General features: G+C 68.2%; 24 protein-coding genes and 1 tRNA gene. 14 read left to right on the top strand and 11 right to left on the bottom strand.

What is annotated here, in order from left to right; all coding sequences use genetic code 11:
- Positions 1–2,583 (bottom strand): DUF3772 domain-containing protein, encoded by a 2,583-nt coding sequence (locus tag ASE66_RS11855; RefSeq protein WP_162262475.1) that lies wholly within the window; start codon positions 2,581–2,583, stop codon positions 1–3.
- 442 nt (positions 2,584–3,025) lie between these two features.
- On the opposite strand from ASE66_RS11855, the gene ASE66_RS11850 reads away from it, so the two are divergent.
- The 7 genes from ASE66_RS11850 (at position 3,026) to ASE66_RS11820 (ending at position 8,752) form a co-directional block, all read left to right on the top strand.
- Entirely contained in the window at positions 3,026–3,493 is a 468-nt protein-coding gene (locus ASE66_RS11850) for a (2Fe-2S)-binding protein (protein ID WP_057189791.1), read from the top strand.
- Positions 3,494–3,571: 78 nt separating this feature from the next.
- On the top strand, positions 3,572–5,767 hold the full coding sequence (locus ASE66_RS11845; protein WP_057189790.1) for a xanthine dehydrogenase family protein molybdopterin-binding subunit: 2,196 nt from the start codon (positions 3,572–3,574) through the stop codon (positions 5,765–5,767).
- Positions 5,764–6,210 (top strand): sulfur oxidation c-type cytochrome SoxX, encoded by a 447-nt coding sequence (soxX, locus tag ASE66_RS11840; protein WP_244494876.1) that lies wholly within the window; start codon positions 5,764–5,766, stop codon positions 6,208–6,210. The genes ASE66_RS11845 and soxX overlap by 4 nt, the downstream gene beginning before the upstream one ends.
- Positions 6,173–6,667 carry a thiosulfate oxidation carrier protein SoxY gene (locus tag ASE66_RS11835; RefSeq protein WP_057189789.1) on the top strand — a complete coding sequence of 165 codons (495 nt, stop codon included), beginning with the start codon at positions 6,173–6,175 and terminating at the stop codon, positions 6,665–6,667. Before soxX ends, ASE66_RS11835 begins: the two co-directional genes overlap by 38 nt.
- Positions 6,668–6,672: 5 nt before the next feature.
- Positions 6,673–6,996, top strand: coding sequence for a thiosulfate oxidation carrier complex protein SoxZ (gene soxZ / locus ASE66_RS11830; RefSeq protein WP_057189788.1), 324 nt, complete (start codon positions 6,673–6,675; stop codon positions 6,994–6,996).
- Positions 6,993–7,754: a sulfur oxidation c-type cytochrome SoxA gene (soxA, locus tag ASE66_RS11825; RefSeq protein WP_057189787.1), complete on the top strand. Its 762-nt coding sequence runs from the start codon at positions 6,993–6,995 to the stop codon at positions 7,752–7,754. The genes soxZ and soxA overlap by 4 nt, the downstream gene beginning before the upstream one ends.
- 62 nt (positions 7,755–7,816) lie before the next feature.
- Complete coding sequence (locus ASE66_RS11820) at positions 7,817–8,752, top strand: alpha/beta hydrolase (protein ID WP_082613370.1); 936 nt, start codon at positions 7,817–7,819, stop codon at positions 8,750–8,752.
- 3 nt (positions 8,753–8,755) lie between these two features.
- Here ASE66_RS11820 and ASE66_RS11815 read toward each other — a convergent pair whose 3' ends face one another.
- Positions 8,756–9,877 (bottom strand): ROK family protein, encoded by a 1,122-nt coding sequence (locus ASE66_RS11815; RefSeq protein WP_057189786.1) that lies wholly within the window; start codon positions 9,875–9,877, stop codon positions 8,756–8,758.
- A 185-nt stretch (positions 9,878–10,062) separates the two neighbouring features.
- Between ASE66_RS11815 and ASE66_RS11810 the strand changes: the two genes are divergently transcribed.
- Genes ASE66_RS11810 through ASE66_RS11800 form a run of 3 tightly spaced genes read left to right on the top strand, consistent with a single transcriptional unit; the run spans position 10,063 to position 12,549 of the window.
- The gene (locus ASE66_RS11810) at positions 10,063–10,542 is read left to right on the top strand and encodes a DUF2938 domain-containing protein (RefSeq protein WP_057189785.1); all 480 of its coding nucleotides are present in this window, start codon (positions 10,063–10,065) and stop codon (positions 10,540–10,542) included.
- A 39-nt stretch (positions 10,543–10,581) separates the two neighbouring features.
- On the top strand, positions 10,582–11,817 hold the full coding sequence (locus ASE66_RS11805) for a metal-dependent hydrolase family protein (protein WP_057189784.1): 1,236 nt from the start codon (positions 10,582–10,584) through the stop codon (positions 11,815–11,817).
- Between the two features lie 6 nt (positions 11,818–11,823).
- Positions 11,824–12,549, top strand: coding sequence for a spermidine synthase (locus tag ASE66_RS11800; protein WP_057189783.1), 726 nt, complete (start codon positions 11,824–11,826; stop codon positions 12,547–12,549).
- Here ASE66_RS11800 and ASE66_RS11795 read toward each other — a convergent pair.
- Positions 12,546–13,289, bottom strand: coding sequence for an aspartate/glutamate racemase family protein (locus ASE66_RS11795; RefSeq protein WP_057189782.1), 744 nt, complete (start codon positions 13,287–13,289; stop codon positions 12,546–12,548). The genes ASE66_RS11800 and ASE66_RS11795 overlap by 4 nt on opposite strands.
- 225 nt (positions 13,290–13,514) lie before the next feature.
- Here ASE66_RS11795 and ASE66_RS11790 point away from each other — a divergent pair, with 225 nt between their 5' ends.
- Positions 13,515–13,703, top strand: coding sequence for a DUF3008 family protein (locus ASE66_RS11790; protein WP_057189781.1), 189 nt, complete (start codon positions 13,515–13,517; stop codon positions 13,701–13,703).
- A 44-nt stretch (positions 13,704–13,747) separates the two neighbouring features.
- Here ASE66_RS11790 and ASE66_RS11785 read toward each other — a convergent pair whose 3' ends face one another.
- The 4 genes from ASE66_RS11785 to ASE66_RS32045 form a co-directional block, all read right to left on the bottom strand.
- Positions 13,748–14,005 (bottom strand): hypothetical protein, encoded by a 258-nt coding sequence (locus ASE66_RS11785; RefSeq protein ID WP_057189780.1) that lies wholly within the window; start codon positions 14,003–14,005, stop codon positions 13,748–13,750.
- Positions 14,006–14,013: 8 nt separating this feature from the next.
- On the bottom strand, positions 14,014–14,241 hold the full coding sequence (locus ASE66_RS11780) for a helix-turn-helix domain-containing protein (RefSeq protein WP_057189779.1): 228 nt from the start codon (positions 14,239–14,241) through the stop codon (positions 14,014–14,016).
- Positions 14,242–14,411: 170 nt separating this feature from the next.
- Positions 14,412–14,488, bottom strand: a tRNA-Arg gene (locus ASE66_RS11775).
- 58 nt (positions 14,489–14,546) lie between these two features.
- Entirely contained in the window at positions 14,547–14,768 is a 222-nt protein-coding gene (locus tag ASE66_RS32045; RefSeq protein ID WP_156412109.1) for a hypothetical protein, read from the bottom strand.
- 253 nt (positions 14,769–15,021) lie between these two features.
- On the opposite strand from ASE66_RS32045, the gene ASE66_RS11765 reads away from it, so the two are divergent.
- The 3 genes from ASE66_RS11765 (at position 15,022) to ASE66_RS11755 (ending at position 17,758) form a co-directional block, all read left to right on the top strand.
- Positions 15,022–15,333 carry a hypothetical protein gene (locus ASE66_RS11765; protein WP_057189777.1) on the top strand — a complete coding sequence of 104 codons (312 nt, stop codon included), beginning with the start codon at positions 15,022–15,024 and terminating at the stop codon, positions 15,331–15,333.
- A 6-nt stretch (positions 15,334–15,339) separates the two neighbouring features.
- Entirely contained in the window at positions 15,340–16,815 is a 1,476-nt protein-coding gene (locus ASE66_RS11760; protein WP_082613369.1) for a M48 family metalloprotease, read from the top strand.
- Between the two features lie 73 nt (positions 16,816–16,888).
- On the top strand, positions 16,889–17,758 hold the full coding sequence (locus ASE66_RS11755) for a dienelactone hydrolase family protein (protein WP_057189776.1): 870 nt from the start codon (positions 16,889–16,891) through the stop codon (positions 17,756–17,758).
- Between the two features lie 59 nt (positions 17,759–17,817).
- Here ASE66_RS11755 and ASE66_RS11750 read toward each other — a convergent pair whose 3' ends face one another.
- From ASE66_RS11750 to ASE66_RS11735, 4 genes are all read right to left on the bottom strand, one after another.
- Positions 17,818–18,414 (bottom strand): CarD family transcriptional regulator, encoded by a 597-nt coding sequence (locus tag ASE66_RS11750; protein WP_057189775.1) that lies wholly within the window; start codon positions 18,412–18,414, stop codon positions 17,818–17,820.
- 389 nt (positions 18,415–18,803) lie between these two features.
- The gene (gene fdxA, locus ASE66_RS11745; RefSeq protein WP_057189774.1) at positions 18,804–19,139 is read right to left on the bottom strand and encodes a ferredoxin FdxA; all 336 of its coding nucleotides are present in this window, start codon (positions 19,137–19,139) and stop codon (positions 18,804–18,806) included.
- A 159-nt stretch (positions 19,140–19,298) separates the two neighbouring features.
- Positions 19,299–19,610, bottom strand: coding sequence for an RNA-binding S4 domain-containing protein (locus tag ASE66_RS11740; RefSeq protein WP_057189773.1), 312 nt, complete (start codon positions 19,608–19,610; stop codon positions 19,299–19,301).
- A gap of 21 nt (positions 19,611–19,631) precedes the next feature.
- Positions 19,632–22,970 (bottom strand): helicase-related protein, encoded by a 3,339-nt coding sequence (locus ASE66_RS11735; RefSeq protein ID WP_057189925.1) that lies wholly within the window; start codon positions 22,968–22,970, stop codon positions 19,632–19,634.
- Between the last annotated feature and the right edge of the window lie 305 nt (positions 22,971–23,275).

Below are 23,275 nucleotides of genomic sequence, written 5' to 3'. Positions count from 1 at the left end.
TCAGTCCTTGGTCTCGTCCTTGCCGCCATTCGCGGCCGGTTCCGGTTTGGCGGGTGGCGAGGCGGGAGCCTCCTCCGCTCCCTCTTCGTTCTCGGCCGGTGGGCCCGAACGCTTCACGGTGACGCGCCCGCTCGCCGGCTTGGCGCGGCGGCCGACCTCCCGCGACACGGCAGCGGCGATCTCGCCGAGCGAATGCTCGACGCCTTCCAGCCCCTTGACCGTGAGCTCGGTCGCGACCGGGGTCTCCAGCTCGGCCAGGCGCCTGTGGATGACGTAGTTGAGGTCGCTGGTGACCCGCCCGACGATGTCGACCTCGCCGACGACGCAGATCAGGTCGAAATCCATCGTCGACGTGCCGAGCTTCTTGAACATCACGGCTGGGCCCGGCTTCTTCAGCACGTCGCCATGCGCCTCGCCGGCCTCGAGCAGCATGGCGCGGACGTCCGTGGGATTGAGCCGGCGCGGCACGCTGATCGAGATCAGCACCCGGCCGGTCCGGTCGGAGCGGACACGATTGCGCACCACGCCCGAGACCAGGTTCGAGTTCGGCACGATCACCGAGGAGCGGTCGAACGTCTCGATCTCGGTCGAGCGGACATTGATGCGCTTGACGATGCCCTCGGCGTCGCCGACCACCACCTGGTCGCCGACCCGGATCGGCCGCTCCCAAAGCAGGATCAGGCCGGAGACGAAGTTCGACACCACCGACTGCAGGCCGAAGCCGATACCGACCGAGAGCGCCGAGGCAACGAGCGTGAGCCGCTCCATGCTGAGGCCGAGCGAGGAAAAGCCGATCGCGGCGGCGGCGGCATAGCCGACATAGCCGGCCGCCGTGGTGATCGAATTGCGCAGGCCGGTGTCGAGCGCGGTCGTCGGCAGGAACTTGCCTTCGAGCCAGCCCTGCAGCGAGCGCGTCGCCGCCAACCCGAAGGCGAAGAGCAGGATCGCCACGACGATCGAGGACAGCGAGACCGTGACGCCGCCGACCTGGAAGCCGAAGAAGGCGGCCCGCAGCGACGTCGTCAGATCCGTCGATTCCAGGCCCCAGGGCGCCAGCGCCAGCATGATCGTGACGACGATCAGCACGATCTTGAGGACACCGGCGAGCACCACCGCGATCTTCTGCAGCGTCGCCGCGCGCAGGCCGATTCCGGCCCGCAGGGTCAGCGCGAAGCGGCCTTCGCCGGTGAGCTGGCTGACGATGCCGAGATCGACCAGTTGCATCAGCAGCACGAAGACGGCGGCGAGGATGCCGAGCCAGATCACCTGCTCGGTCAGGAAGGTCGCCAGCACGACATAGCCGAGCAGCAGCGCCAGGATGATGGCGAAACCGACGACCCAGCCGAGGATCCGCACCGGCCCGAGGCTGGCGCCGTCGACCGGCACATAGGGGCCGAGGCAGGCCTCCTGCTCGATCTCCTGATTGTCACGCAGGCGATAGAGCCCGGCGATCAGGATCAGCGCGAAGACGGTGGCGACGACGCCGCGCACGATGATCGACAAGGTGAGGCCGGCGGCGATCGCCTGCAGCCAGGCTTCCAGCACCTTGCCGATCGCCATGACGATGGCGAGCGAACCGGCGAGCCGGGTCACGGTCTTCGCGGTCGATTCCATCACGCTGGCGAGGCGCCGCTGCGGCTCGCCAGGCGCGAACAGCGCATCGACGAGCGCCTGGACGAAGGCGAAGAGGACGAGCCCGAAGACCGCGGCGAGGATCACCGGCTGGATTCGCGGCGGCAGCAGGCCGGCGGTGTTCAGGCCGGCATAGATCAGCCAGCTCGCCAGCGCCGGCGGCGCCGTCCGTGCGACGATGCGGATGAGAGCCGCATAGAGGATGTAGCGGTCGCTCGAATCGACGCTCGCCGCCAGTCGCGCCGTCAGCCGCGGCATGTAGCGGGCACGCGCGACATAGAGTGTGATCGCGCCGAGGAAGGCCAATGCGACCAGGACGCCGCGCGGGCTGAACAGGGCCGAGGTGACGACCGAGAGCCAGTCGCCGAAGATGAACTGCGAGGCGCGTAGATCGGACGGGAAGGCCGTCAGGGTCGTCGACCAGACGTCGGGGTTGAGGACCGACGGTCCGGCCGCGAACAGCGCCTTGGCGAAACGGTCGCGCCTGAGATCGGCGATCGAGCCTTGCAGCTGCTCGCCTTGCAGCAGCGTCGCGCGCCCGATCTTCAGGGCCTCGTCGGCCTCGGTGAAGGTCTTGGTGCGGGTCTCGCGCTCGCGCGCCACGTCCGGCGTCTCGGGCGGCGCGTTGGCGTCCGGCTTCGCTCCGAGCTGGTCGAGCCTGAGCTTGGCCTGCTCGGTGCGCGGCGCCTGCTCCTCCGTGAGGATGCGCAACTGGTCGAGCAGCGGCTGCAGGCGCAGCCGCTGGCGCTGCAACTCCTCGTCCGAGACATTCGGATTGGCGAGCGAGCCCTCGATCTGGGTGAGCTCGCCCCGGATCGAATCCAGCCGGGCGCGGGGGCTCGTGGTATCAGCCGATTGCGCCAGCACCGTCAGCGGCAGGAACAGCAGCGCCAGCGCGAACAGCAAGGCGCCGCCGGATCGGCGGAAGACCCGGTGAAGGCAGGGGATCATCGGCATCGCGGTCCTGCCCGGCTGATTCGCATCGTCCGGCAGCCTCGCCATTGCCGCGCGCGGAAAGCAAGCATGCCGGAAGAAACGGCACCATTGCCGCATTCGCGGCGGCGCCACGCCGGAGGATGAGACTCGACCAAGGGCATCACATTCCTGTGAGAGCGCGCCGTCGCCGACGCTGCTGACGCCCCGTGTCTGCGACAGAAAACCGGACAGCATCATGGCGGCGCCGCCGAAAGCCGCATGGATCACAGCGAGCGTGCGCAGAAACAGCCCAACGCGACCGTGATCACAGGTGATCCTACAACCTCTGGCGGTAACGGCGCTTCTGGGTTTGAATTCTTCCAAGGAACATCTCCGGCCTCTGACGGGTCGGCCTGATCGAACGGCGGGGCGCGCTGGCTCTCTCGCCGACCTTGGAATCGAAACCGGGAGGTTTGCGGTGGCTAAGCTCAGCATCAATGGCAAGACGATTGACGTTACAGTCGAGGACGACACGCCGCTGCTCTGGGTCATCCGCGAGCAGATCGGCCTGACCGGCACGAAATATGGTTGCGGCGTCGCCCAATGCGGCGCCTGCACAGTTCATATCGACGGCGTCGCCACCCGCTCCTGCACCATGCCGGTGAGCGCCCTCACCGCCGAGCAGAAGATCATCACCATCGAGGGCCTCTCGCCCGACGGCAATCACCCGATCCAGAAGGCCTGGATCGAACACGACGTACCGCAATGCGGCTTCTGCCAGAGCGGCATGATCATGGCCGCCGCCGCACTGCTGCAGTCCAATCCCAAGCCGAGCGATGCCGACATCGCCGCCGAGATCACCAATATCTGCCGCTGCGGCACCTATAACCGCGTCAAGGCCGCCATCAAGGACGTCGCCGCCAGTGGCCAGATGGGTCGCGGCTGATCTGATCTTTCCCGTTTCCCTGCGCACGGCTCGAGCGCCACAGCCTCGCCGCAGCGCCATCCGCATCAGGAGGACGCCATGAGTCTAGCCTCTGTCACCGACACGAAGCTCTCCCGCCGCTCGATCTTGAAGGGCTCGGCTGCAGCCGCCGGCGCCTTCAGCTTCGGCTTTTCCATCCCGTTCTCCAGCGAGGCACAGGCCCAGGGCGCGGTGCCGGAGGTCAACGCCTGGGTCGTGGTCCATCCCGACGACAAGGTGGTGATCCGCATCGCCCGTTCGGAAATGGGCCAGGGCACACTGACCGGCCTCGCCCAGCTCGTCGCCGAGGAGCTCGACTGCGACTGGGCCAAGGTCACCACCGAGTATCCGACGCCGGGCCAGAACCTCGCCCGCAACCGCGTCTGGGGCAATTTCTCGACCGGCGGCAGCCGCGGCATCCGCGAATCCCATGAATATGTCCGCAAAGGCGGCGCCGCTGCGCGGATGATGCTGGTCCAGGCCGCGGCCGATGGCTGGAAGGTGCCGGCAGCCGAATGCAGCGCCGCCAAGGGCGTGATCACCCATAAGGGCTCCGGCCGCTCGATCCGCTATGGCGAGGTCGCTGCCGCAGCGACCAAGCTCCAGGCTCCAGCACCGGCCAACGTCCCGCTCAAGGACCCCAAGGACTGGATCATCGCCGGCAAGCCGCTGAAGCGGCTCGATACCGCCGACAAGACCACCGGCAAGAAAATCTACGGTATGGACTTCAAGCTGCCGGGGATGCTGAACGCCGCGATCAAGGATTGTCCGGTCTTCGGCGGCAAGGTGAAGAGCTTCGACGCCGCCAAGATCAAGGATATGCCGGGCGTCAAGCACGTCCTGCCGGTCGGCGACAGCGCCGTCGCCGTCGTCGCCGACAGCTGGTGGCGGGCCAAGACCGCGCTCGACGCGCTGCCGATCACCTGGGACGAGGGCGAGCACGCCAAGGTCTCGAGCGCGAGCATCGCCGCCTGGCTGAAGGAAGGACTCGATGCGCCCCAAGCCGCGGTCGGCAACCAGAACGGCGACGTCAAGGCCGCCATCGCCAGTGCCGCCCGCGTCATCGAGCAGGTCTATTCCTACCCGTTCCAGAACCATGCCTGCATGGAGGTGATGAACGCGACCGCGCTCTACACGCCCGAGCGCTGCGAAGTCTGGACGCCGACACAGAATGGCGAGGCCGCGCTGGCCGCCGCATCCGAAGCCTCCGGCCTGCCGCTGGCGAAATGCGAGGCCTACAAGATCGACCTCGGCGGCGGCTTCGGCCGGCGCGGCGCCGTCCATGACTGGGTCCGCCAGGTCGTCGCCATCGCCAAGCAGATCCCCGGCACGCCGGTGAAACTGATCTGGTCGCGCGAAGAGGACATGCTGCACGGGCGCTTTCACCCGGTGACACAATGCAAGCTCACCGGCGCGCTCGACAAGGACGGCAACCTGACCGGCCTGCATCTGCGCATCTCCGGCCAGTCGATCGTCGCCGGCATCTTCCCGCAGAACATCCAGAACGGGCGCGACCCAGCCGTGTTCCAGGGCCTCAACCCGCCGGGGCCGGAGGCCTCGATCGGCTACACCGTGCCGAACCTCCTGATCGACCACGCCATGCGCAACCCGCATGTGCCGCCGGGCTTCTGGCGCGGGGTCAATCTCAACCAGAACACCATCTATCTCGAATGCTTCATGGACGAACTTGCCCATGCCGCCGGCAAGGATCCGCTCGAATTCCGCCGAGCGCTGATGAAGGACCATCCCAAGCATCTCGCCGTGCTGAATGCCGTCGCCGAGAAGGCCGGCTGGGGCACCAAGGCGCCGGAGGGGGTCTATCGCGGCATCTGCCAGACCATGGGCTTCGGTTCCTATGTCGCGGCCGTGGCCGAAGTTTCGGTCGACGCCGAGGGCAAGCTCAAGATCCACAAGATCACCGCCGCGACCGACCCCGGCCACGCCGTCAACCCGGCGCAGATCGAGCGCCAGGTCGAGGGCTCCTTCGTCTACGGGCTTTCCGCCGCGCTCTTCGGCGAGTGCACCGTCAAGGACGGGCGCATGGTCGAGGAGAACTTCGACACCTACCCGGTGGTGCGCATGGAGGACATGCCGGCGGTCGAGACGATCATCGTGCCCTCCGGCGGCTTCTGGGGCGGCGTCGGCGAGCCGACCATCGCGGTGGCGGCGCCGGCGGTGCTGAACGCGATCTTCGCCGCCACCGGCAAGCGCGTGCGCAACCTGCCGCTGAAGAACACGGATCTGCGCAAGGCGTGAGGTTTGCCGCGATCCGGACCACGCTGATCTTGCTGGCGCTCGCGAGCGCGCCGGCAGGCGCGCTCGAAGCCTACAAGGTCGTCGGCGACGCGATTCCGGCGTCGCTCGGCGGCCGGATCGGCGATGCCTCGCGTGGGCGGGCGCTCGTGCTCGACCGCACCCAGGGCAATTGCCTGATCTGCCACCATGTGCCGGAGCCGAACGAGCCCTTCCAGGGCACGATCGGCCCGGGTCTCGCCGGGGTCGGCGCCCGGCTCGATGCCGGGCAGCTGCGCCTGCGCCTCGTCGATGCCGGCCTGCTCAACCCGCAGACGGTGATGCCGCCTTATTTTCGCATCGAAGGATTGCGAGACGTTGCCCCGGCCTTTCGCGATCGGCCGGCGCTGAACGCCCAGGAGATCGAGGATGTCGTCACCTATCTCGCCAGCCTGCGCACGCCCTGAAACGGCGCTATCGCGCCGCGAGGTCATGGCGGCCGGCGCCGCCGGCCTTGCGCTTGTGGCCTTGCCCGCGCCGGCTCGCGCAGCCGCACCGCCGGCGCTCGCCGAGCTGGTCGCGCGCATCACCGAAGGCGCGGTGCCGGAGCGCGGCAAAATCAGCTTCGACATTCCCCAGCTGGTCGAGAACGGCAATTCGGTCGATGTCGCGATCCAGGTCGAGAGCCCCATGACGGATGCCGACCATGTCCGCTGGATCCATGTCATCGCCGAGAAGAACCCGTTCCCCGACGTGGCTCGCTTCCATCTTTCCCCGCGCAGCGGCCGGGCCGATATCCGCGCCACCTTGCGCTTGGCCACCTCGCAGAAGGTCGTGGCGATCGCGGCGTTGAGCGGCGGCGGCTACGTCATGGCCGATGCCGACATCGTGGTGACGCTGAGCGCCTGCATCGACGGAGGGTAAGCGCCATGGCATTCAACGCCCGCATCACCATGCCGGCCGAGGCCAAGGCCGGCGAGATCGTCGAGATCCGCGTCCTCGTCCGTCATCCGATGGATCGCGGCGGCCAGGTCGACTCCGAAGGGCGGGTCGTGCCGCGCAAGATCCTCAACCGGCTGACCGTGACCTATGCCGGCGAGCCGGTCTTCCGCTACGACATGCACACCGGCGTCTCGGCCAACCCCTTCGTCAGCTTCACCACCCGCGCCGTCGAGACCGGCGACCTCTCCTTCGAGTGGCGAGAGGATGGCGGGGCGACCTTCACCCGCACCGCCCGTCTCGTCGTGACATGACCTCTGCCGGCCGCGCGCTCGCGGCAGTCCTGCTCGCGCTGGCGAGTCCAGCCTTCGCCGAAGAGATCAAGCCGGGCAGCGCCTTCCTCTCGCCGCAGATGCAGCGGCAGCAGGAAGACCAGGGCCGCAATCCCGGCTATCTCTGGGTCGAGCAGGGCGAGGACTTGTTCAGCCGCCGCGACGGTACGACACCGACCTGTCTCTCCTGCCATGCCGACCCCAAGCAGAGCCTGCGCGGCGCGGCCGCCCGCTATCCGCAGGTCGACGCCAACAGCGGCAAGCTGATCAATCTCGAAGGGCGCATCGAGCAGTGCCGGATCGACCGGCAGAAGCAGCCCGCCTTCGGCTATGAGAGCCAGGAACTGCTCGGCCTCACCGCCTATGTCGCCTCGCTCTCGCGCGGTCTGCCGCTATCGGTCTCAGCCGAGGGCGCGGCGAGACCCTTTTACGAAGCCGGCAGGGCCTTCTACGAACGCCGGCAGGGGCAGCTCAACCTGGCCTGCACCCAGTGCCATGACGGCCTCGTCGGCCAGAAGCTGCGCGGCGACACCATCAGCCATGGCGTCGGCACCGGCTATCCCGCCTACCGGCTCGAATGGAACGGGCTCGGCTCGCTGCACCGGCGCCTGCGCGCTTGCTCGCTCGGGGTCAGGGCGACGCAGTTCGACTACGGCTCCGATGATTATCTCGCGCTTGAACTCTATCTCGCCGTGCGGGCCAAGGGTCTCGCGCTGGAGGCACCGGGTCTGCGGCGATAGCTCTTGGCTAAGACCGCCGCTGCCGTCACGATCCCGGCACAGTCCTGTCGGAGACGTCCTGGATGCTTCGCCTGCCTGCCCTCGTCGCCGCGCTCCTGATCGCCACCGCCGCCATCGCTCAGCCCGATGCCGAGCCTCCGGCCTCCGCGGCCGGCGTCGCCGCGCCGCCGCCCTTCGTGCTGAAGGGCACCGAAGTCAGGACGATCAGGGCCAAGGCGCTGCAGCGCGACTACGAGATCTTCGTCAGCCTGCCCGAATCCTATCAGTCGCAGCCGCGCCGGCGCTTCCCGGTGCTGTTCGTCACCGATGCCGACTATGCCTTTCCGCTGGTGCGCAGCATCGCACGGCGGGTCGGCAACCGGGCCAAGGGTCTGGAGGAATTCATCCTGGTCGGCCTGTCCTATTCGGTCGGCGATACGCCCGAATACAGCCGCCGGCGCGATTACACGCCGACGCCGAACGGCGAGAAGACGCGAGACCCGTCCGGCAAACCGCCGGTCTTCGGTGAAGCCGAGGGCTATCGCCGCTTCCTCTCCGAGGAACTGATGCCCTTCGTCGCCGCGACCTATCGCACCGACACGACCCGCAGCATTTATGCCGGCCACTCCTATGGCGGGCTGTTCGGCCTCTATGTCCTTCTGACCGAATCCAAGCTGTTCCAGCACTACATCATCGGCAGCCCCTCGCTCTGGTTTGACCAGAAGGAGATGCTCCAGCGCGAGCGCGACTATGCGCAGGCCAACAAGGAGCTGAGGGCGAACGTGCTGATGGCGATCGCCTCCTATGAGACGATCGACAAGGCCTCGGGCGATCCGCGCTACAATGGCAAAACCGACATGATCGCCGATCTCCGCGAGTTCGAGCAGGCGCTGCGCTCGCGCAATTATCCCGGCCTGAAACTCTCGACCGAGATCATTCCCGGCGAGGACCACCTCACCGTCTTCCCGGCGATCGTGACGCGCGGGCTGCTCTGGGCGCTGCCGGCGAAGCGGGACTGAGTTTCAGTCCTTCTTGTCCCTGCCGTCCTTCGGCTTGTCTTTGTCTTTTTCTTTGTCCCGGCTCTTCGGCTTCACCCGGTTCTCGAAGCTGGCATTGCCGAGCCCGGTGCCGATGGTCAGCACCGCCCAATGCTCGACATCCTGCATGAAGGGCAGTTCGCTCAGGCCCTGGACGACGGCGTCGTTATGCATGGTGACGACGGTATCATGCTCGCCGATCTCCGGAGCCATCTCGCGGATGCTCTCGACCAGGTTGAAGCGGCTGCTCGACCAGTTTCCCGGCAGGTTCTGGGCGCCGCGATCGATCGCGCCGTCCGGCTCGATCAGGCCGGGGCAGCCGACGCCGATGAAGGGCGCGACGCGCAAACCTTCCTTGCCGGCGTGCGCGATCTGCTCGCGCAGCATCTTGCCGAGCCGCTTCACCGCCTCCTCGCGGCTCGTCTCCTCGTCGGCATGGCGCCAGAGCTCGGTTTCCCAGACGCGTGCCTTGCTCAGATCGGCCGCCTTGTCCTGGCGCAATTCGACGATGCCGGCGCGGATATTCGAGCCGCCGATATCGACCGCGACCAGGCTGTCATAGGCTTCGAAGATCCATTTCGGCGCGAGATGGGCGCTGCCGACCAGCCCGGCCTCGTCCGAGTGATGGCGCACCGGAACGAGCTCGATCGAAAAGCCTTCGGTCTGCAGGATGATGCCGGCTCGCGCGATCGCCAGCTCGCCGATCCGGCTCTGCCGGAAGCCGCCGCCGACGACGATACGCTCGACCGGACTCCAGGCCTTCTGGCGCAGGAAGCGGCGGATCACGAAGGCGAGCGACTGGGCGAAGCGCTCGACCGCCGAGAGCACCAGCGCCGCCTCACGGGCCGTCCCCTCGGTGATGAGCTTGTCGAGCTCCGACTTGCTCGGTGTCTTGCCGGCCTCCGCCAGCGGATCCTCTCCCGCCTCGGCGAGATGGCCACGCAATTCGGCGAGATGGTCCATGAAGGCACCGCGGCTCGCCTTGTCGCCGACGAAGCCATCGGCATCGCGGATTTCCAGATTGTAGCTGGTGACGATGACCGAGGGCAGCTCCTCCGCACCATGAGGCCCGTTCGCGCTCGTCTTGCTCGCCGTCGCTACTGCCATCGCTTCACCCCCGCTTTGAAAGCACCCCGGGGAGAACGAGCAAGGCCCCCTGGCGGTTCCTGCGCCGCGCCGCCGCATGCCCCGTCTGCGCTGTGGGCGGGGACATTCGACCCGCTGGCGATTGACCGCGCCGCGCCATTTCGCCTCCATAGCCGGCGGTCGGTTTGCGGCCGGGGGGATGATAGATGCTCGAAGTGATCGGCCGCTCGCTCGCGATCGGCATTGGCGCGACCGCCTTGCTCGATCTCTGGGCGCTCTTCCTCAATCGCGCCTTCGGCATACCGCTCGCGAACTGGGCCGCGATCGGGCGCTGGTTCGCCTATCTGCCGCGCGGCCGTGTCATGCATGACACCATCGCCGACACGCCGCCCGTGGCGAACGAACTCGCGATCGGCTGGATCATGCACTACCTGATCGGCGCGCTCTTCGCGGGAATCGTGCTGCTGTTCTGGGGCCTGGACTGGGCCCGCAACCCCACCCTATTGCCGGCCCTGATCGTCGGCGTCGTCACCGTCGGCTGCGGCTGGTTCATCCTGCAGCCCGGCCTGGGTTTCGGCCTCGCCGCCAGCAGGCGGCCGAACGCCAACCAGATCCGGCTGATCGGCCTGATCAATCACGTCGTCTTCGGGTTGAGCCTTTGGCTCGCCGCACTGCTGATGCGCTGAACGACATCCCTCGAATTGTCAGAGACTAGGACGAAATCCATGGCCGCGACCCTGTTCCAGAATGCCCGCATCGTCGACGGCACCGCGCCTGAGCGCGCAGCGCCGGTCTCGGTCCTGGTCGAGGGCGGAATGATCCGCGAGGTCGGCAAGAGCGTACGGTCCGACAAGGCCAGGACGGTCGATCTCAAGGGCCGCACGCTGATGCCGGGCCTGATCGATGCCCATGTCCACGTCATCGCCGGTCTCGCCGATCTCGGCCGCAACGCCGCCCTGCCGGACTCGCTCGTCACCGTGCGCTCGCTGGTGATCATGCGCGAGATGCTGCTGCGCGGCTTCACCACAGTGCGCGATGTCGGCGGCGCCGATTTCGGCCTGAAGCAGGCGACCGAGGAGAACGACTTCCTGACGCCGCGCCTCGTCATCTCGGGCAAGGCCCTGAGCCAGACCGGCGGCCATGCCGATTTCCGCGGGCGCTATGATGACCGGCTCGCGCCCGGCACGCGCCATCGCCTCGGCGCGCTCGGCCGCATCTGCGACGGCGAGGCCGAGGTTCGCCGCGCCGCCCGCGAGGAGCTCAAGGGCGGCGCCGACTTCATCAAGATCATGGCCAATGGCGGCTGCGCCTCGCCGACCGACCCGATCCATTTCCTCGGCTTCTCCGTCGGCGAGCTCGAAGCGGTAGTGGAAGAGGCCCGCATGGCCGGCACCTACGTCTCCGCCCATGTCTACACCGACGAAGCGATCCGGCGCTGCGTCGAGGCCGGCGTCCACTCGCTGGAGCATTGCAACCTGATCCAGGCCGAGACCGCAAAGCTCGCGGCCAGGAACGACGCCGTCGCCGTGCCCACCCTCGTCACATATGACAAGCTCGCCAGCGAGGGCGGCAAGCTCGGCTTCCCGCCCGATTCCGTCGCCAAGGTCGAATACGTCCGCGCCGCCGGCATGGAATCGCTGGCGATCATGAAGAAGGCCGGTCTCGCCATGGCCTATGGCAGCGACCTGCTCGGCGAGATGCACCGCCACCAGTCGGAGGAGTTCGTCATCCGCGGCCGGGCCCTGCCCGCACATGAGGTGATCGGCGCCGCCACCCATGTCGCGGCCAAGCTCCTGAAGCTCGAGGGCAAGATCGGCACGATCACGCCCGGCGCCCATGCCGACCTGATCGTCGTCGACGGCGACCCGCTGCAGGACCTTTCTCTGCTGACCCGCCAGGGCAAGCACATGCCTGTCATCATGAAGGCCGGCGCCTTCATCAAGCGCGCCCGGCTGGACTGACGAGCGATGAAGCCGTGGACGCAGCTCGACGCCGCCTCGATCCCGGGCGGCGGCACGCTGAAGCTCATGCGCCGCGGCGAGGACGAGTTCTCGATCACGCTCGGCCATAACGAGCTGATGAACTCGCGCCTAAAGGGCTCGGAGGAGGCCCTGGCAAGCCTCGCCATCGCGCGGATCGGGCGACGCCCAAGGCCACGCCTGCTGATCGGCGGGCTCGGCATGGGCTTCACGCTCCGGGCGGCGCTCGCCGCCCTACCGGCGGATGCCGAGATCGTCGTCGCCGAGCTGATCCCGGCGGTGATCGCCTGGGCGCGCGGCCCGCTCGCTCCGATCTTCGCCGGCTGCCTCGACGATCCCCGCGTCAATGTGCGCGAAGCCGACGTCGTGGCCGCCATCCGCGAGGGCGGCGGCGGCTACGATGCGATCCTGCTCGATGTCGACAACGGCCCGGACGGGCTGATGGTCGAGGCGAACGACCGGCTCTACGACCATGCCGGCCTGTCCAACGCGAAGGCCGCCTTGCGGCCGGACGGCGTCCTTGCGGTCTGGTCGGCCGGACCGGATCGCAGCTTCACCCAGCGCCTGCGCCAGGCCGGCTTCGCCGTCGAAGAGAAGACGGTGCGCGCTCGCGCCGGAGCGGGCGGCGCGAAGCACATGATCTGGCTGGCTGCGCCTCAGGGAAACGGAACTGCCGCGCAGCCCGCTCACCCGTCCGGAACAAGGCGGCGCTAGCGCTCGCTCAGCAGGCGCGCCAAGCCGGCCGAGAGCCCGATCGTCGGAACCGCTGCTGGCAAGGCGAGGTCGCCCTGCGCCGGCTTGGGCGGCGGGTTGCGCGCCGCGTCGAGCACCGCGGCGAAGCCGGCTGCAGTCGAGCAGATCACGGGAACGCCGACATGAGGCTCGACCCGCGCCGCAAGCCCGGCGAGCCCGGCGCCGCCGAGGATAACCGCTTGCGCCCCGTCGCGCGCCACCGTCCGCCGGCAGGCCTCGGCCAACAGCGCAATCGAGCCGTCGGGATCGGCCGCAATGTCGCCGCCGGTCGGCGCCACCGTCTCGACGGCAGCCAGCCGGCCGTCCAGCCCGAGCGCGGCGGTGAATTCCGTGAGGATCGGCCCCCAGCGCTCGCCGCCGGTGACGATCGAGAAACGTCCGCCCTGCGCCGCCGCCTGCCGGCAGGCGGCTTCGGCCATGCCGACCACCGGAACCGCGGCGATCTCCTTCAGCGCCATCAGCCCGGGATCGCCGAAGCAGGCGAGATAGACCGCGTCGCAATCGGCGCCGTGCTCGGCAAAGGCGTCCAGCGCCGCATGGCCTGCGACGGCGCCGGCGCTGCGGGTGGAGATGTAGCGCGCGCCGAAGCGGCCGGTCGCCGGCTTCAGCGTCACCCCGGTGGGCGTCAGCGGCGCCAGCACGCGCAGGACCAGCTCGGTCATCTCGGCGCTGGTGTTCGGATTGAGGACGAGAATGCGCAAGATGATCCCGGGGGCGAGAGTTGACCGGCCTTAAGGCCTTCTATCAAGAGCCGTGCCATGAGCTTTGCCGTGCCAAAGCCTGCGCGGCAAGGCCGGGCGGCCCGCGTTCCCCGCATGGTCGGCTCGCAACGCGAGCGGCCCGACGAAGCCGTCGCGACGGCCGCGTGGAACCAGCCCGTATCGCTCGGGTTGCACGATCGACCGCCCTAGATCGGAGGATGAACGATGCCAGCCAAATCCAAAGCGCAGCAGAAGGCGGCCGGAGCCGCGCTCGCCGCCAAGCGCGGCGACATTCCCAAGAGCGAACTCAAGGGAGCCTCGAAATCGATGGCCAAGTCGATGACCGAGAAGGAGCTCGACGAAATGGCCTCGACCAAACGCAAGGGCAAGCCGGAGCACGTGACAAAGCACTGACGAAGAGCCGGCTTTGGCCGGGCGCCGCCATCAGTGCTTGTCCGTCAGCGGACTTCACCGCCTCCAGCCTGCATACGCAGGAGGCCTTGCTCGATCGCGGCGCGTGCCGCTTCGAACGCAGCCCTCTCGCCGGGCAGCTCACCTTGCTGCTGTTCGAGCAGCAGGAGTGCCGTCTCGTAGAGCTCCCGGACGTCATCCGCCCGCAGGACCTGCTTCTGGACCAGGCCGCGCAACAGCGCAGCCACGGTGGCCGACAGGATGAGGTTGCTGGCCTCGGCGCTGCCGCTGGCAGGACGCGCCATCGGCCCGCTCACGCAACGAACGACGATGGCGGCTCGGGAACGTCATGGCCCTCTGCCGCATAGGCACCGATCTTGTTGCGCAGCGTCCGGATGGCAACGCCGAGAATGGCTGCGGCATGGGTCCGGTTGCCACCGGTCTCTCGCAGGGTCGCCAGGATGAGATCGCGCTCGACCTCGGCGATCGGCAGACCGACGAGCTGGTCCAGGGCGGCTTGGTCAGGCTGAGGCTCGGTCATGGCCAGTGGTCCTTTCCGTGCCCCCAACGGCCCCGGTGGACACAGACAGAGAACCCCTTCAGGGTTAACGAAAGGTAAAGTGCGGGTCGCAACGGCAGATCACGGCCGACTCGCGCAGGCCGATTATCGCGATGTGCGGAGCTGGCAGGCCGCTATCCATGCAGCCTGAATGGCGTCCCGGAAGGGATTCGAACCCCTGACCTACGGTTTAGGAAACCGTTGCTCTATCCTGCTGAGCTACCGGGACGCACGTTCTTGCGTTTAGCATAAAGCCGATGCGGGTGAAGCCTTCGTTTGCAGCGATCTTACCGTTCCTCGTTGTCATGGCGGCCTCGGCCGGCGTGACACGGGCGGCAGACGACGCTTGTGCGACGCCGGACGGGACCGCGCTGGTCCGCCTGGCCGGTCTCGACCGGCATGGCGACCCGCTCCTCGCCGACGGCCGGAGCGTCAGGCTCGCAGGACTGGCGCCCCGGCAAAACGACGCCGAGCGCGAGCGCTTCGCCACGCACCTGGCGCGCTGGCATGGACAGAGCTTCCGGCTGGCGCCACTCGGCGCGGCCGATCGCTGGGGACGCCTCCCGGGCCGCCTCCTCGCAGCCGACGACACTCCCGCTGCGCTCGCCGGCCAGCCCGATCTGAGCCGCCCTCCTCGCCGAAGGCGCGGCTCTGCGCCTGCCCGAGCCGGGCCTCGCCGCCTGCAACGAAATCTGGCGCAAGGCCGAGCAACGACCGGTGGCGGCCGGCCAACCCGGGGCCCCGCAGCGAAAACATGCCGCAGTGGCGCTGCCGGTGATTGACGGCCATGATGCTGCCGCGATGCGAGCGCAGGCGGGCCGGATCGTCGTGGTCGAGGGGCGTGTCGCTGCTGTCGGAGAGCGGGCGCAGCGAACCTATCTCAATTTCGAGCGGCGGCGCGGCACGGGTGGCAGCATCGTTCTGTCGCGCGCGTTGTGGCGTGAATTGCAGCGCAGCGGCTGGACCGCCTCGTCGCTGACGGGTAAACGCGTGCGCATACGCGGCGTGGTCGAGGGGCGAGACGGCCTCCTGATCGAGGCCGAGACGCGCAGCGCACTGGAATTGATCGACTAGGGGCCGATGCGGAGAGTTCAGCGCCATCGTCAGCCGTTCCGGGGGCGCCTCGCCGCCGCGGCGCTGCCGGCCCTGTTGCTGGCGGCCTGCTTCGGCGACCAGAATTCCGTCCTGGCCCCGCTCAACCAGCCCGGCGGCGAGCCGGCGCCGCGCGTCGCCAGCCTGCAGCGCGACACCGACCGCGAGCACCAGCGCCTGCTCTCGGCCTTCGGCGGCGAATACCGTGCGCCGCAGGTCAAGGCCGAGCTGGAGGGGATCATCGCCCGCCTCGCCAAGGCCGGCGAAGGCCAGATCGGCGCCTATGAGGTGACGATCCTCAACTCGCCGATCGTCAACGCCTTCGCCCTGCCGACGGGGCGGCTCTACGTCACCCGCGGCCTGCTTGCCCTCGCGAACGATTCGGCCGAAATCGCCTCGGTGATGGCGCACGAAATCGCCCATGTCACCGCGCGCCATGCCGTCGAGCGCGCCGAGATGGAGGCGGAATCGGCGCTGGTAAGCAAGGTCGTGGCGCAGGTGCTGAACGATCCGACGACCGGTGCCGCGGTGCAGCAGAGCTCGAAGCTCTCGCTCGCCCGCTTCTCGCGCCAGCAGGAATTGACCGCCGACCAGATCAGCGTGCGCAACATCGCGCGCGCCGGCTACGACCCCTATGGCGCCGGCCGTTTCCTGGTCTCGCTCGGCCGCAACACCAGCTTCCGCGCCGGTGGCCAGGGCGGCGGCGACAAGAAGCTCGACATCCTCTCCAGCCATCCCTCGACGCCGGAGCGCGTCGCCGCCGTCACCAATGGCGCCCGCCAGATCGGCGCGCCCGGCATCGGCGAGCGCGACGCTTCGCGCTGGCTCAGCGTCATCGACGGCATCGCCTTCGGCGACGATCCGGCCGACGGCGTCGTGCGCGGCCGCCGCTATCTCAACAGCGCGCTGCGCATCGCCTTCACCGCCCCTGACGGCTTCGAGCTCGAAGCCGCCCGCGAGATGGTGGTCGGCGTCAGCAATGACGGCTCGCAGGCGCTGCGCTTCGACTCGGTCGCGCTCAAGGCCGGCCAGACGCTCGAATCCTATGTCGCCTCGGGCTGGATCGACGGTGTCGCCACGGCGGACATCCAGTCGCTGACGGTCGGCGGCCTGCCCGCGGCGGTGACCTCGGGCAAGGGCGCCGACTGGACATTCCGCCTCGCCGCGATCCAGGCCGGGCCGCGCGTCTACCGCTTCATTCTCGCCGCCAAGGGCCAGAACGACCCCGAGCGCGCCATGCGCGCCTTGCTCGACAGCTTTCGCAATCTCAGCGCCAGCGACGCGCAATCGGTCAGCCCCTTGCGGATCCGGCTCGTCACGGCCGGTGCCGGCGACACGCCCGCCGGCCTCACCGAGCGCATGGCGTCGACCGACCGGCCGCTTGAGCAGTTCCTGATCCTGAACGGGCTGGAGCGGAGCGCGAGACTGACGCCCGGTCAGCGTTACAAGATCGTGAGCGAGTAGCCCAACGGCGGCCCAACCCTTTCCCGGCGCCTTGTGCTAGCCTCCGCGCCTTCGTCAGGACAGGGAGGCAGCCATGGCGCTCGATCGTCGCATCGTCGAACTCTACGACGAATACACCCACAAGCCGCTCGACCGGCGCAGCTTCATGAACCGGCTGATCGCCATCGCCGGCACCGCGGCAGCGGCGGAAGCCGCTCTCGCGCTGCTGGAGCCCAACTACGCCCACGCCCAGCAGGTCGCCGCGGACGATGCCCGTATCGAGAGCAGGCGCATCGACGAGACCATCGGTGGCGTGAAGCTCAAGGGCTATCTCGTCACGCCGAAGACGCAGGCAAAACGCGGCGGTGTCGTGGTCATTCACGAGAACCGGGGGCTCAATCCGCACACCGAGGACGTCACGCGCCGCGCGGCCCTGGCCGGCTTCAATGCACTTGGAGTCGACTTCCTGACCCCGTTGGGCGGCACGCCGGCCGATGCCGACGCCGCCCGCGCCCTGTTCGCGCAGCTCAAGCCGGAGGACGTCATCGCGCAAGGGCGCGCGGCCCTCGCCTTCCTCAAGGCGCGTCCGGATGCAACCGGCAAGGTCGGCGCGGTCGGCTTCTGCTGGGGCGGCGGCGCCGTCAACGACCTTGCCGTCAGCGCGCCGGAGCTCAATGCCGGCGTCGTCTTCTATGGCCGCTCGCCCGACCTCGCCAAGGTGCCGCAGATCAAGGCCCGGCTGCTGATCCAGCACGCCGCCCGCGATACGCGCCTGGTCGAGGGCCTCCCGGCCTATGAGGCGGCCCTGAAGGCAGCCAGCGTCAATTACCAGGCGATCGTTTATCCCGACGTCGACCACGCCTTCCTCAACGACACCAGCGCCGAGCGCTACAGCGCGGCGGCGGCAAAGCTCGCCTGGGAGCGGACGGTGGCCTTCCTCGCGGCCGAGACCGGCGCCGCCTGATACGAAAAAGCCCGGCGGAGCGATCCGCCGGGCTTTCTAGTTCGATATGGAAAGCTGCCTCAGGCAGCCTCCTCCTGAATATCCTCGTCGCCATCCTCGGCTTCGGCAGCCTCGGCAGCCTCACCCTTGCCGGCGCGGCGCGGCGACTTGGCGAGCTGGCCCTCGATCTTCTTCAGCGCCTCGGTCTCGGTGATCTCCTCGACCACCGCGATCTCGCGGGTCATCCGGTCGATCGCCGCCTCATAGAGCTGGCGCTCGGAATAGGACTGCTCGGGCTGCGCCTCGGAGCGATAGAGATCGCGCACCACCTCGGCGATGGCGACGAGATCGCCCGAATTGATCTTGGCTTCGTATTCCTGGGCGCGGCGCGACCACATGGTGCGCTTGACCCGGGCACGGCCGGTCAGGGTCGCCAGCGCCTTGCCGACGATCTCGGCATCGGCGAGCTTGCGCAGGCCGACACTCGCCGCCTTGGCGGTGGGCACGCGCAGGGTCATCTTGTCCTTGGCGAAGCTGACGACAAAGAGCTCGAGCTTGAAGCCCGCGACTTCCTGCTCATCGATCGCCGTGATCTGACCGACGCCATGAGACGGGTAGACGACGAACTCGCCCGTCTTGAAGCCATGGCGCACAACAGCCTTCTTCGCAGTGGACATGCCGTTTCGACTCCTGATTTCTCCGCGGGAAGCGGAGACTCGACTTTCAGCCGCTGGCCAGGATGGCCGGCGGCTCTCTGCCTGACATGACGGGCGAGCCTTCTGGCTCTTCTCCCGACACAACATGCTCCCTCAGTCGGTCGCTTCTTGCTGTCCACCAGGCACGAAGACAGCAACACGCCGGACGTTCTGACCGGTGGGGCGCTGCTCTCGTCTCTGGGGGTGCCCCGTTTGTGTGACCTCGCAGGGGCAGGCGGAAAGAACTCGACTGTGGCTTGTGGATACCACAAAACTCGCGCCGAATCAAAGGTAAACGGAATGCAAACGCCGCCGGGCCGCGTTGCGGCCGGCAATGGTTAACTGCAATCACGCTCTGCCGCAGGGTAAGTTCAGTCGCCCTCGCCGGGCTCCGGGGACAGAAGCTCGAGCTTGTTCGGCACGCCGTCGAACTCCTTGGCGTCGGCAGGCGATTCCTTCTTCTGCGTGATATTCGGCCAGCTTGCGGCGAACTTCGCGTTGACCTGCAGCCAGCTGTCGAGGCCGGGCTCGGTGTCGGGCTTGATCGCCTCGGCCGGGCATTCCGGCTCGCAGACGCCGCAATCGATGCACTCGTCGGGATGGATGACGAGGAAGTTCTCACCTTCATAGAAGCAGTCGACCGGGCAGACTTCGACGCAGTCCATGTATTTGCACTTGATGCAGTTCTCGGTGACCACATAGGTCATGGCGCTGTCCTTCCGATCGGCCGGCGCTTCTTTAGAGCGGGTCGAGAGAATGTTTCAAGGCCCTGTCACGACCGGAAACGAGATCGAATTTCCACCGAAACGTGCGTTTCGAGATGATTTTTCGCGGGCGGGCCAGCGCTCCCCACATCGATACGCGCTCTAGCCCTCAGACCCGTCCGGCGCAAGCGACTGATCGCCGCGTTCACCCCCGCTCAAAACCTCATACAGCGTCTGCGCCTGCTCGTAGGAACCGCGGCGCTCGGCGAAGGCTGCGACACGCACGACCAGCGTCGCGTGCGGCAAAGCGAGCGTCAGCACGTCGCCCGGCTTCATCCCGAGGGCCGGGTTCTCGACGCGCTTGCTTGCAACCCGGACATGCCCCTCCTCCACCAGCCGCACGGCAGCGGGGCGAGTCCGCGCGAAACGCGCGAACCAGAGCCATTTGTCGAGGCGTTGCCGATCGTCGCGCAAGCAGCCTCCGTATCTCTGCGATCAGCTCTTGCGCCCGTCATTGCCCTCGAGCTGGGCCTTCAGGGCAAGCAGCTTGGCGAAGGGTGAATCCGGATCGGGCTGGCGTTCGGCCGGACGCGGCCTCGCCGGCTGCTGGAAACGCTGTTCCTTGCCGCCGCGCTCATCGCGGCGCGGGCCACCACCAGGGCGGCCGCCATCCCGCTTGAACTCCGGCCGCGGACCGCGCTCGGGACGCCCGTCGCGCCCCTGGGCAGCGCGGCCAGCGCCTTCCTGCGGCGCGGGCTTGCCGCCCTCGCCGCCGGCCGGGCGCGGGCCGCTCCAGCCACCTTCGCGCCAGCGATTGCGGTTGGGACGCTGCCCAGCAGGCTTGGCCTCGCCGCCTTCCGCAGCGGGAGTGGCCTCGGCAGCACCGGCGCGACGGTCGGGTCGGCGGCCACGCTGCCCCTGCTCGGGACGCCGCCCACCCTGATGGCGATGCGGCCGCCAGACCTCGATCAGCTCCGGCTCGGCCGGGGAAGCCGCCTCGGCGGCCGCAGCAGGCTCGGCCGTCGCGGTCTCGACTTCGGCTTCGGTCTCGGCTTCCGTCGCAGGCTCGTCGCTCGGCAACGCCAGCGTCGACATCGCGTCGGCAGGCACCGGCTCGGCCGGGCTGGCAGCCTCCTCCTCGATAGGAGCCGCCGCGGCAACTTCCGCATCGGTCAGGACCGGGACATCAGCCGTTTCGCTTGCCGGCGCTTCGGCGGCAGCGCCTTCGCTCGCGACCTCGCCATCGGACGAGGGCGCTTCGTTCAACGCGTCGACCTGCTCGGTCGCCAGGGCCGTGTCGGCCGCGGACGCCTCCGTTTCCGGCGCAGCGGCGACGACAGGCGCCGGCGCGGCGGCGAGCGCAGCGGTGATCGCCGGGCCCGGGCGCTTCACCGACACATAGCCGAGCGAGCGCAGGATCGAGGCGAAGTCCTCGCCGGCGCAGCCGACGAGCGACGTCATCGCGCCGGTAGCGACGAAGCCATCCTGATCGGCGGCGCCCACCGGCGGCTGGCCGAGCGTGACACCCGGGCGATAGGCGATCGCCGGGCGGATCAGGTCGGCGAGCCGCTCCAGGATGTCGACGCGCACCGCCCGTTCGCCGCAGACGCGATAGCCGGCGGCGCGATAGAGCCCCTTCGGAATGTCCTTGTTGGCCGGGAACGAGGTCCGGCCGGAGGAGGCGAGATGCGAGATGTCGTCGAGCCCGGCAGCTTCCGGATTGCCGTGCTTCAACGCCCAGAGCTGGGCGGCAAGCGCGCGCGGCGCCGGTTTCAGCAGCGCCGGCACATAGAGGTGGAAGGCGCCGAAGCGGATGCCGAGCTGGCGCAGCGCCGCACGACCTTCCTGGTCGAGCGTCTTCATCTCCTCGGCGACCTTGGCGCGCTCGAGCACGCCGAGCGCCTCGGCCGTCTGATAGGCGATGCCGCGGGCGATGCCGGCGGCGCTCTCGGCATTCTCCAGGATCTGGAGCGGGCCGAGCAGCTTGGTGATGTGGTGCTTCAGCCAGGCGGCCAGCCTTGTCTCGATCTGCTCGCGTGCCGGGGCCGGCAGATGATCGTCGATCATCAGGCGCAGGCGCGGCTCCAGCACCTTCTCGCCGGCGGTCAGGCGCGCCACCGGCTCGCCGATCCAGCGGACCAGCCCGTCATGCGAGAGCACGAAGGCATCGTCGCCGGCCAGCACGACGCGCGAGGCGCGCGCCTCGAGCTCGCCTGCCAGCGCTTTCAGCGCCGCCGCATTCAGCGCTTTCGCTTCCGGCCCACCCGCCTTGGGATCGGCCGTGAAACGGAAGCCCTGCAGCAATCCGACATGCTGACCCTCGACCAGGACATCGCCGGTCGCGGTGACTTCGGCCTCCAACATTGCATTCTCCCGCAGGCGACGCATCAACACGCTCGTACGCCGATCGACGAATCGGCTGGCAAGCCGTTCGTGCAAAGCGTCCGACAGCCTGTCCTCTACAAGACGCGCCACCCCCTGCCAATGCTCAGGATCGAGCAACCAGTCCGGCCGGTTGGCAACATAGGTCCAAGTCCGGACCTGGGAGATGCGGGCCGAGAGGGTGTCGATCTCGCCATCGACGCGGTCGAGGGCGGCCAATTGGCCGGCATACCAGTCCGGATCGAGCCGGCCATGGCGCATCAATCTCAGATACAAAGTCGTCGCCAGTTCGGCATGCTGCATCGGCGCGATCTTGCGATAATCCGGCAATCCACAGACTTCCCAGAGCCGGGACACCGCCGGCTTGCCCTGTGCAAGTCGCGCCACATCCTGATCGCGCGCCAGAATTTCCAGCGTCGTCATGTCCTCGGCGATCAGCGCGCGGGTCAGTCCTTGTTCCTGCGGCTGGACGTTGAGGCTGTCGACCAGCCCGGGAATCGAGCGCAAATCGAGGTCGGAATTGCGCCATTGCACCTGGCGCACCGATTCGAAGCGATGGTCCTCGATCGCCTGGACGAGTTCCTGCTCGAAAGGCGGCGAGCGCCCGGTCGTGCCGAAAGTGCCGTCACGCAGATGCCGGCCGGCTCGCCCGGCGATCTGGCCGAACTCGGCCGGGTTGAGCTTGCGATAATGATGGCCGTCGAACTTGCTGTCGCCGGCGAAGGCAATGTGATCGACATCGAGATTGAGCCCCATGCCGATCGCGTCAGTGGCGACGAGATAGTCGACATCGCCCGACTGGTAGATCTCGACCTGGGCATTTCGCGTACGCGGTGAGAGCGCGCCGAGCACCACCGCCGCGCCGCCCTTCTGCCGCCGGATCAATTCGGCAATGGCATAGACCTCCTCGGCCGAGAAGGCGACGATGGCCGAGCGCCGCGGCAGGCGGGTGATCTTGCGGTCGCCGGCGAAGGAGAGCTTCGACAGGCGCGGGCGCGAGACGACATTGACGCCGGGAATGAGCTGCTCGATCAGCGGCCGCATCGTGCCGGCGCCGATCAGCATGGTCTCCTCGCGGCCGCGATGATTGAGCAGCCGGTCGGCGAAGACATGGCCGCGGTCGAGATCGGCGGCAAGCTGGATCTCGTCGATCGCGACGAAATCGACGGCGAGGTCGCGCGGCATCGCCTCGACCGTGCAAACCCAGAACCGCGGCCGCTCCGGCTTGATCTTCTCCTCGCCGGTGATCAGCGCGACAGCCTCCGGGCCGACCTTGTCGACGACGCGTTGATAGACCTCGCGCGCCAGCAGGCGCAGCGGCAGGCCGATCATGCCGGTCGGATGCGCGACCATCCGTTCGATGGCGAGATGGGTCTTGCCGGTGTTGGTCGGGCCGAGCACCGCTGTGACACCGCGGGCGCGGAGCGAGGGCGGAAGGGAACGAGGCTGGATCAAGACGCTGGAGCTTTCCTGCAGTCCGGGCGGCCGCGAGCCCTATCGAGTCGGGCGGCCTGAATGCAACCCGATCCGTGAACAGAACGAGTCCGGAACGAAGCGGGGTCGAATCGCTGACTCCCACAGAATCAGGTTTCGTTCACGGCGAGATATTGCGGCAAGCGATTCAAAAACCACAAGATTTTGAATCGCCCTCATTGTCCATCCTTCGCCGACTTGCGCGCGCGAGGGCCCCTTTCGCTCATGTAGGGCGTTCTGGCTGGAAGACGAGGGGGACCGGCGAAGATCGCGGCAGGCAATCG

It is taken from the genome of Allobosea sp. Root483D1 (genome assembly GCF_001429505.1).
Taxonomy (GTDB): Bacteria; Pseudomonadota; Alphaproteobacteria; order Rhizobiales; family Beijerinckiaceae; genus Allobosea.
Note: the sequence above shows the minus strand (reverse complement) of the source record. Positions and strands in the feature narration are given on the sequence as shown.